Consider the following 8674-nt stretch of genomic DNA (forward strand, 5'->3'; position numbering starts at 1 on the left):
CTGAAGGCTGCCCAAGGCAGCCTTCAGCTCTGAAAAGGTTTTACCGGACACTAGTGACGCGGAGCGTGGGAACGATCATCAGCGTGCCTGCGCCTGCTCCACCAACCACCCCATCAATTCGCGCAACTTCGGCGAAGGCGCAGGTTTCTCGGGGAACACCAGGTAATACGCCAACCCGGTTTTCACCTTCAAATCAAAGGGCATGACCAGCCGACCGGCGCTCAGGTCATCGCCGATCAACGACCAATCGCCAATCGCCACGCCTGTCCCTTGGGACGCCATCGACATCGCCAGGTCCAGGGTTTCGAAATGCTGGCCCTTGCCGACATTGCTCAGATGAATATCCGCTGCTTTCAACCAGGCTTTCCAGTCCCGCTCATCCCGGGTCGGATGCAGCAACAAGTGCTGTTGCAGGTCGGCCGGGGTCTGCAAGGCCTGTGGCCCTTCAAGCATCGGCCGGGAACACACGGGCGTCAGCTGCTCATCGAACAAATGATGGGAGGCCAGTGAGCTGTCCGGCGGCGCGCCATACATCACCGCCGCATCGAATTGCTCGCGATGAAAATCCACGCCGTGTTTCACCGTGGTGGTCAATTCCACCGGCACATCCGGGCGTTCCTTTTGCCACTGCAACAGGCGCGGCAACAGCCAGCGCATCACGCAGGTCGGCGCCTTGAGTTGCAAGGTTTCGCGCTTCTCGCCGATCTGCTCCACCGCCTCGTCGATCAGGCCGAAAATCTGCTGCACCCGTGGCAACCACTCACGTCCTTCGGCGGTCAGGCTCAAGCCCCGCGCCTGGCGGATGAACAGCTCATAACCCAGATGATCTTCCAGCCCGGCGATCTGCCGGCTCACCGCGCCTTGGGTGATGTGCAGCTGTTCGGCGGCCCGGGTGAAGTTGCAGCACTGCGCGGTGATCAGAAAAGTGTGCAGCGCCGGCAGGGGAGGCAGTCGTTTCATTGGGATCCAAGGTATGACGTGAGGACATGGCTAGTATGACTTTTTATCCATTGTTGCGGCTACGTGTCGCCCGTTCCAATGAGGCCATTCCCGGGCCTGCCAATCCATCATAAACACTGCGCAGGCCCGGCGTCTCAAACGAACAAAAAGGGCAAACACATGGCGACGTGCGGCGAAGTATTGGTCAAGTTACTCGAAGATTACGGGGTCGAGCAGGTGTTCGGCATTCCCGGGGTGCATACCGTGGAGCTGTATCGCGGGCTGGCCCGTTCGAGCATCAACCACGTCACTCCACGTCACGAACAGGGCGCCGGTTTCATGGCCGACGGCTATGCGCGCACCAGCGGCAAACCGGGCGTGTGCTTCATCATCACCGGCCCCGGCATGACCAACATCACCACCGCCATGGGCCAGGCTTACGCCGACTCGATCCCGATGCTGGTGATCTCCAGCGTGCAATCGCGCAGCCAATTGGGCGGCGGGCGCGGCAAGCTGCATGAGCTGCCGAACCAGAACGCATTGGTCGGCGGCGTGGCGGCGTTCTCCCATACCTTGATGTCGGCGGCGGAATTGCCGGGCGTGTTGGCGCGGGCCTTCGCGCTGTTCCAGGCCGGTCGCCCGCGTCCGGTGCACATCGAAATCCCGTTGGACGTACTGGTCGAAGAGGCCGATGACTTGCTCGCCAGCGTGCCGGTGAACATCGACCGCGCCGGTGCTTCGCCCAGCGCGATCAGCCGCATGACCGACCTGCTGGCCGGTGCCAAGCGCCCGTTGATTCTCGCCGGTGGCGGCGCCATCGATGCGGCGGCCGAGCTGACTGAACTGGCCGAGCTGCTGGATGCGCCAGTGGCCCTGACCATCAATGCCAAAGGCATGCTCGAATCCAGCCATCCGCTGCTGATCGGTTCGACCCAAAGCCTGGTGGCGACCCGTGCGCTGGTGGCTGAGGCTGATGTGGTACTGGCCATCGGCACCGAACTGGCCGAAACCGATTACGACGTCACCTTCGCCGGCGGCTTCGAAATCCCGGGCGTGCTGCTGCGCGTGGACATCGACCCAGACCAGACCGTGCGTAATTACCCGCCGAAGGTGGCGTTGGTGGCTGACTCGCGCAATGCCGCCCAGGCCCTGTTGAGTGCGCTGTCCCACAAGTCGCTGGCCGAGCGCCGCAACGACTGGGGTCAGGTGCGTGCCGCTCGCTTGCGAGAAGAACTTGCCGCGACCTGGGACGCCCCGACCCTGGCCCAGACCCGTTTCCTGGAAACCGTGCTGTATGAATTGCCGAACGCAGTGTTCGTCGGTGACTCGACCCAACCGGTGTACACCGGCAACCTCACATTTAACCCGGAACGCCCGCGTCGCTGGTTCAACTCGTCCACCGGTTACGGCACCCTCGGTTACGCCTTGCCGGCGGCGATTGGCGCCTGGCTTGGTGGCAGCGTCGAAGGCGGCGCACGCCCGCCGGTGGTGTGCCTGATCGGCGACGGCGGCCTGCAATTCACCCTGCCGGAACTGGCCAGTGCGGTGGAAGCCCGCACACCAGTGATCGTGTTGCTGTGGAATAACCAGGGCTACGAAGAGATCAAGAAATACATGGTCAACCGCGCCATTGAGCCGGTGGGCGTGGACATCTACACCCCCGATTTCATCGGTGTGGCCAAGGCGCTGGGCTGTGCGGCTGAAGCGGTCAGCAGTGTTGACGGATTGCGTGATGCGTTGCGCCTTGCCACCGATCGTCAGGGTCCGACCCTGATTGAAATCGACCAGACCCAGTGGATGAAGGCGGTGTCGCAATGAGTGTTCCTATGACCTTTCCGACGACCCTCGACGGCCTGTTCATTGATGGCCAATGGTCCGCTGGCAACGAACATCTGCGCGTGATCAACCCGGCGACCGAAGCGCTGCTGACCACCGTTAATGGCGGTGATGCACACGCTGTCGATCAGGCCGTCACCGCTGCGGCCAACGCTTTCAAGCAATGGTCGAAAACCACCGGCGTCGAGCGCGGGGCGATCCTGCGCAGAATCGCTGCGGGCGTGCAGGCCGGGCGTGAACAGTTGATGAAGTTGCAGTCGAGCAACAATGGCAAACCGCTGTTCGAAGCAGCCATCGACGTCGACGACGTGATCGCCACCTTCGAGTATTACGCCGGGCTGGCTGAAGGCCTGGACGCGAAACAAGACAGCGCCGTGGAACTGCCGAGCGACGATTTCAGCGCCCGTTTGCGCCGCGAACCGTGCGGTGTGGTGGGGCTGATCGTGCCGTGGAATTTCCCGATGGTCACCACCGCCTGGAAACTCGCCCCGGCCCTGGCCGCCGGTTGCTGCGTGGTGCTCAAACCGTCTGAAGTGACGCCGCTGCCGGAGCTGGAACTGGCGACGATCATTGCCGAGGCCGGTGTGCCAAACGGTGTGTTCAACCTGGTCTGCGGCACCGGCCTTGGGGTCGGCGCACCGCTGTCGGCTGACCCGCGCATCGCCAAGATTTCCTTCACCGGCAGCAACGCGGTGGGCGTGCAGGTGATGCAGCGGGCGGCGGAAACCGTGAAAGGCGTGAGCCTGGAATTGGGCGGTAAATCCTCGCTGCTGGTGCTCGCCGATGCCGACATCGAACTGGCTGTGGAAGTGGCCTGCGGCGGCGGTTTCTTCAACGCCGGGCAGATGTGTTCCGCAACCAGTCGCGTGCTGGTCGCCGATGAGTTGGCGGATGAATTTGTCGCGCGATTGAAGGCCCGTGCCGAGGCCATTCGCGTGGCCGACCCGTTCGACCCGAACGTGGAAATGGGCGCGCTGGTCAATCAGGCGCAATACCAGCGGGTGCTGGGCCACATCGATCGTGGTTTGAGCGCTGGCGCGAAGTTGATCTGCGGCGGCAATCGTCCGGCGGACCTGTCGCGCGGCTATTTTTTGCAGCCGACTATTTTCATCGACGCGCCCCTCGACAGTGCGTTGTGGTGCGAAGAGATTTTCGGCCCGGTGATCTGCGTGCGCGGTTTCAGCTCTGAAGCCGAGGCGATTGCCCTGGCCAACGACAGCCAGTTCGGCCTGGTCGCCAGTGTGGTTACGCGCGACAGCGAGGCCGCCGATCGGGTCGCCAACGCTTTGCAGGCGGGGCTTGTGTGGATCAACGCACCGCAAGTGATCTTCCCGCAGACCGCGTGGGGTGGCTACAAACAGAGCAGCATCGGCCGCGAATTGGGGCCGTGGGGTTTGCAGGCGTTTCAGGAAATCAAACACGTGATTCGGGCCGTCTGACAGCACGAAAACAGTGAGCGCATGCCTCTTGATGAGGCATGCGCCAGCGTCATGGCTTCAATGAGTTTTTATCGATAGTCAGGTGTTTTGCACGACCTCAGGATGAACCCGCCGGTCAAGCTCAAGTCCTTTGAAACCGGGGACTTCAAGCCGAACTGGCCGCGCGGATGCAACGGTTGCGACCAACCTCATACTTAAAAAAACAAAGGGAGTCCTTCATGGGCGAGCACGATCTGAACAGACGTCAATTCATCAAAACCGTGGGCGTGGCCTCGGTTGCCGCGGCAGCCATGAGCATGCCGTTCATCAAGGCCAACGCCAGCGACACGCGCTTTGCGGGCAAGACCCTGCGCCTGCTGACCTGGTCCGATGACACTGGCCTGGCAGCACTGCGCAATATCGCGGCCACCTTCGAAGACAAGTACGGCTGCAAGGTCATCGCTGACCGCACTGGCAGCACCTCGGAAATGGTCGCCAAGCTCAAGGCCGGCGGTGATCGTCCGCAGTACGACATCATCACCCTGGCCGGCGTCGGCGCCGAAGGTCTGGCCGCCGCCAACCTGCTGGAAAAACCCGACCTCAACCGCATCCCCAACCTGGTGGATGTACCGGAGAAATACCGCACCGGCGCCAACGGCCACGGTATCGGTTACCTGCTGTGGTGCAACAGCCTGGTCTACAGCACCCGTACCCAGAAAGAAGCCCCGGACAGCTACGCCGCGATGTGGGACGCCGACCTGGCCCCGAACATTTTCCTGCCGCCGCCGAACTGGACCGAGGCCATGGACCTGATCATCATCGCCGCCAAACTGGCCGGTGGTGACGAGCACAACATCGAACCTGGCTTCAAGAAACTCGCCGAGCTCAAGAGCCGCGTGGTGACCCTGGGTGAAAACCCGAACCAGATCGCCGAGTTGTTCCGCACCGGGTCCCTGGACATGGGCGGCTTGTACGCGCCGGCGTTTTTCCCGAAACAGATCCGCGACCCGGCCTACGGTCTGGGCGCCACGTTCGGCATGAAGGAAGGTTTCTACACCGACCTGATGCTCTCGGTGATGCCGAAAAATCGTCCGGGCGATACCGACCTGGCCTACGCCTTCATCAACCACTCTCTGGACCCGCTGGTGCAGGGCAAGATGGCCGAAGACATCTACAACGGTCCGGTCAACGCCAAGGCGATCATCTCCGCCGAAGCCCGCAAGAGCCCGTACATCCTTACGCCGGAGCAGATTGCCGAGAAGGCGATCATGCACGACAACGCCTTCCTGGCCACCGTGCATGACCAATGGATTCGTCGTTATACGGAAATCTTTTCTTCCTGATTTCTGCGGTTTGAAGATTCATTGTGGCGAGGGAGCTTGCTCCCGCTGGGTCGCGCAGCGACCCCAATCAATCACCGCGCCTTTTCAGATAGAACGCGGTGTCTGGTTTTGCGGCTGCTACGCAGCCGAGCGGGACGGTGCGGCGATCCGACAAGCTCCCTCGCCACAGGTTTTGCCGAATCTCAGTCTTGCTGCTTTCCATTGACGAGACCCTTGCTATGGAACACCAACCTCTGACCCATCCGGTAAGCGTCGCACCCACGCGCGCTAATCGGGGTGTCTCACCGACAGTGCGTGCGTGGTTTTTTCTCTCGCCGTCGATGCTGTTTCTCGGCGTGCTGATTGCCGCCAGCCTCCTGGTGCTGCGCATGAGCGTGGGCACCAAAGGTGCGGAGTGGTCCGGCTTCAGCCTGGCCAGTTACGCGCAATTGCTGGAACCGTACTACCTCAAATCCTTGCTGCTGACTCTGCGCCTGGCGCTGATCAGTGCGGTGATCGCGGTGCTGCTGGCGATCCCGGTGGCCTACACCATGTCGCGGCTGACCTCACCGTTCGTGCGGCGGATTTTCCTGGCGGCGGTGCTGTTGCCGTTGCTGGTCAACCTGTTACTGCAAAGCTACGGCTGGCTGGTGATTCTCGGCCCGGGCGGGATGCTCAATCAGGCGCTGATGGGCCTGGGCCTGATCAAGCGGCCGATCATGCTGCTGTACAACCAGAACGGCGTATTGATGGGCCTGGTGCAAACCGCGTTCCCGTTGGCCGTGCTGCCGATTGCCAGCGCCATGCGCGGTGTCGCCCGCACTTACGAAGAAGCCGCTGCCACCCTGGGCGCCAGTCGCTTTCAGGTGTTTCGCCAAGTGGTGTTGCCGATGAGCTTTCCGGGGATCATCACCGGCGCGACGCTGGTGTTCGCCTACAACGCCAGTAGCTTCGTGGTGCCTTTGCTGCTCGGCGGTCGGCGCGTGCCGATGCTGGCGGTGATGGTCCATGACCAGATCGCCCCACTGATGAACTGGCCTGCCGCGTCCGCCGCCGGTGTGGTGCTGATCGTCACCACGCTCGCCATCATGACCTTGTCCGAATACATCACTGGCCGTCGTCGGCGCATGCTGGAGGCTTCCCAATGAGCACCTTGATCAAGAAGCGTCAGTCGCTGTTGCCGGGCGATACCGGCAAGTTCGCCGGCATCCTCTCGGGCTTCATTTTGCTGCTGGCGGTACTGCCGATTCTGACCATGATCGTCATGTCGTTCAGCGGCGCGTCGAACCTCGACTTTCCGCCCAGCAGCTACAGCCTGCAATGGTACAAAGCGGCTTGGCACACCTTCGTCTCGCCGGACGCCAGCGACGTGCTGAGCCTGGGCAAAGCCATGAGCACCAGCCTGATGGTGGCCTGCCTGACCATGATCTTCGCCACGATCATCGCGGTGCCGGCGGCTTACGCGCTGACCCGCTGCGAGTTCCGTGGCAAGGCCGTGGCGCTGCAATTGATGTCGCTGCCACTGGTGTTTCCGATGGTGGTGTTGGGCCTGGCCTTGCTGTTGGTGTTCGACAGCCTGCCGTTCCAGATCACCACTTCGCGGCTGGTGATTGCCCATGTGATTCTGGCGCTGCCGTTCGTGGTGAAAAACTGCACCGCGGCGATGCTCTCCATCGGCAGCGAAGTCGAAGAGGCCGCGCAAATGCTCGGTGCTTCACCGCTGCGGGCGATTGTCGATGTGGTGGTGCCGTTGATGAAGTCGGGGATTCTGGCGGGCATGCTGCTGGCGTTCATCGTTTCGTTCAACGAATTCACCGTGACCTATTTCCTCTACACCATCGACGTCATGACCGTGCCGATCTGGATGTACAGCCGCACCGTGTCTTCGCTCGACCCTACCGTTTTCTCGTTTGCCGTGCTGATCGTGCTGATCGACTTCGTGCTCATTTGGGCGCTGGAAAAGTTGGTTGGCGAAGGCGGCGTTTCGTTCTGATTTCTTGAGGTGATTCAAATGACTGGTCTGATTCTGGAAAACGTCGAGAAACATTACGGCTCGGCCTGCGCGGTAAAGGATGTAAACCTGCATTTGCCCGAGGGCAAACTGGTGTGTTTCCTCGGCCCGTCGGGCTGCGGTAAAACCACTTTGCTGCGGATGATCGCCGGGCTCGAAACCCTGACTGGCGGCGAGATTCGCCTGGACGGTGAAGACATCGGCCATACGCCTGCGCATCAGCGTAATTTTGGCATGGTGTTTCAATCGCTGGCGCTGTTTCCGCACATGACGGTGGGGGAGAACATTGCCTATCCGCTGAAACTGCGTGGGGTCAGCAAGGCTGATCAGCAGGCGCGGGTGGTGGAGTTGCTTGAGCTGATTCAACTGCAGGAAATGATTGATCGCCCGGTGGCAAAACTCTCTGGCGGTCAGCGTCAGCGAGTGGCGATTGCCCGGGCGATTGCCAACCATCCGAAAATCCTCCTGCTCGACGAACCGCTGTCGGCGCTGGACGCCAAGCTGCGCGAGTCGATGCAGGTGGAAATCCGTCAGCTGCAACAGCGTTTGAACATCACCACCATCATGGTCACCCATGATCAGCGCGAAGCCATGACCATGGCCGACATCGTGGTGGTGCTGGGTGAACATCGAGTGCAGCAGGTGGGCACGCCGATTGAGATCTATCGTCATCCGGCCAATGAATTCGTCGCGGACTTTATCGGTTCGGGGAATATTTTCCCGGCCACGGCGTTGGGCAACGGCAAGGTCAGCCTGCCCGGCGGTGATGCGCTGCAAGTGCCGATCTGCAGCAGCATTGTGGTGGGGGAGAAGGTGAAAATGCTGATTCGCCCGGAAGACCTGCAACTGTCGCAACCGCAGGCCACGGCGGGGAATCGCTTGCTCGGCAAGGTGACGTTTGTGCGAGATATCGGCGCTACGATTGAAACCACCGTCGAATGTTCCGGGGTGTCGTTTACCGCGTTGAGCACGCCGTGCCAGGGCATTGGGTTGAGCATTGGCAACCCGGTGTCGGTGACCTTGCCGGCTGAGGCGTGCCGAGTACTGAGCGCCTAAGAAAACACCACCAATCCCGTAGGAGCGGGGGGGGGGGGGGGGGGGGGGGGGGGGGGGGGGGGGGGGGGGGGGGGGGGGGGGGGGGGGGGGGG

7 protein-coding genes are annotated in these 8674 nt (G+C 61.8%); 6 read left to right on the forward strand and 1 reads right to left on the reverse strand.

Going from position 1 to position 8674, the window contains the following annotated elements; all coding sequences use genetic code 11:
• Positions 1-78: 78 nt before the first annotated feature.
• A complete protein-coding gene (locus AC1RO5_RS30760) occupies positions 79-960 on the reverse strand; it encodes a LysR substrate-binding domain-containing protein (protein ID WP_019651392.1) in 882 nt (293 codons plus the stop codon).
• A 159-nt stretch (positions 961-1119) separates the two neighbouring features.
• On the opposite strand from AC1RO5_RS30760, the gene AC1RO5_RS30765 reads away from it, so the two are divergent.
• The 6 genes from AC1RO5_RS30765 to AC1RO5_RS30790 all read left to right on the forward strand — a co-directional run bounded on the left by AC1RO5_RS30765 (position 1120) and on the right by AC1RO5_RS30790 (position 8582).
• The gene (locus AC1RO5_RS30765; protein ID WP_493179526.1) at positions 1120-2757 is read left to right on the forward strand and encodes a 5-guanidino-2-oxopentanoate decarboxylase; all 1638 of its coding nucleotides are present in this window, start codon (positions 1120-1122) and stop codon (positions 2755-2757) included.
• 8 nt (positions 2758-2765) lie between these two features.
• Complete coding sequence (locus AC1RO5_RS30770) at positions 2766-4214, forward strand: aldehyde dehydrogenase family protein (protein ID WP_493179528.1); 1449 nt, start codon at positions 2766-2768, stop codon at positions 4212-4214.
• A 218-nt stretch (positions 4215-4432) separates the two neighbouring features.
• Positions 4433-5536 carry an extracellular solute-binding protein gene (locus AC1RO5_RS30775; RefSeq protein WP_258672554.1) on the forward strand — a complete coding sequence of 368 codons (1104 nt, stop codon included), beginning with the start codon at positions 4433-4435 and terminating at the stop codon, positions 5534-5536.
• A 218-nt stretch (positions 5537-5754) separates the two neighbouring features.
• Positions 5755-6663 (forward strand): ABC transporter permease, encoded by a 909-nt coding sequence (locus AC1RO5_RS30780; RefSeq protein ID WP_413695024.1) that lies wholly within the window; start codon positions 5755-5757, stop codon positions 6661-6663.
• Positions 6660-7508, forward strand: coding sequence for an ABC transporter permease (locus AC1RO5_RS30785; protein WP_493179531.1), 849 nt, complete (start codon positions 6660-6662; stop codon positions 7506-7508). The genes AC1RO5_RS30780 and AC1RO5_RS30785 overlap by 4 nt, the downstream gene beginning before the upstream one ends.
• A gap of 18 nt (positions 7509-7526) precedes the next feature.
• Entirely contained in the window at positions 7527-8582 is a 1056-nt protein-coding gene (locus AC1RO5_RS30790) for an ABC transporter ATP-binding protein (protein ID WP_413695025.1), read from the forward strand.
• The last annotated feature ends 92 nt before the right edge of the window (positions 8583-8674 follow it).

The sequence above is a fragment of the Pseudomonas sp. GW822-FHT02G04 genome, assembly GCF_058802085.1.

Coding starts and splice junctions, on each gene's coding strand:
- AC1RO5_RS30760 (WP_019651392.1), bottom strand. CDS start 960: ATGAAACGACTGCCTCCCCTGCCGGCGCTGCACACTTTTCTGATCACC.
- AC1RO5_RS30765 (WP_493179526.1), top strand. CDS start 1,120: ATGGCGACGTGCGGCGAAGTATTGGTCAAGTTACTCGAAGATTACGGG.
- AC1RO5_RS30770 (WP_493179528.1), top strand. CDS start 2,766: ATGACCTTTCCGACGACCCTCGACGGCCTGTTCATTGATGGCCAATGG.
- AC1RO5_RS30775 (WP_258672554.1), top strand. CDS start 4,433: ATGGGCGAGCACGATCTGAACAGACGTCAATTCATCAAAACCGTGGGC.
- AC1RO5_RS30780 (WP_413695024.1), top strand. CDS start 5,755: ATGGAACACCAACCTCTGACCCATCCGGTAAGCGTCGCACCCACGCGC.
- AC1RO5_RS30785 (WP_493179531.1), top strand. CDS start 6,660: ATGAGCACCTTGATCAAGAAGCGTCAGTCGCTGTTGCCGGGCGATACC.
- AC1RO5_RS30790 (WP_413695025.1), top strand. CDS start 7,527: ATGACTGGTCTGATTCTGGAAAACGTCGAGAAACATTACGGCTCGGCC.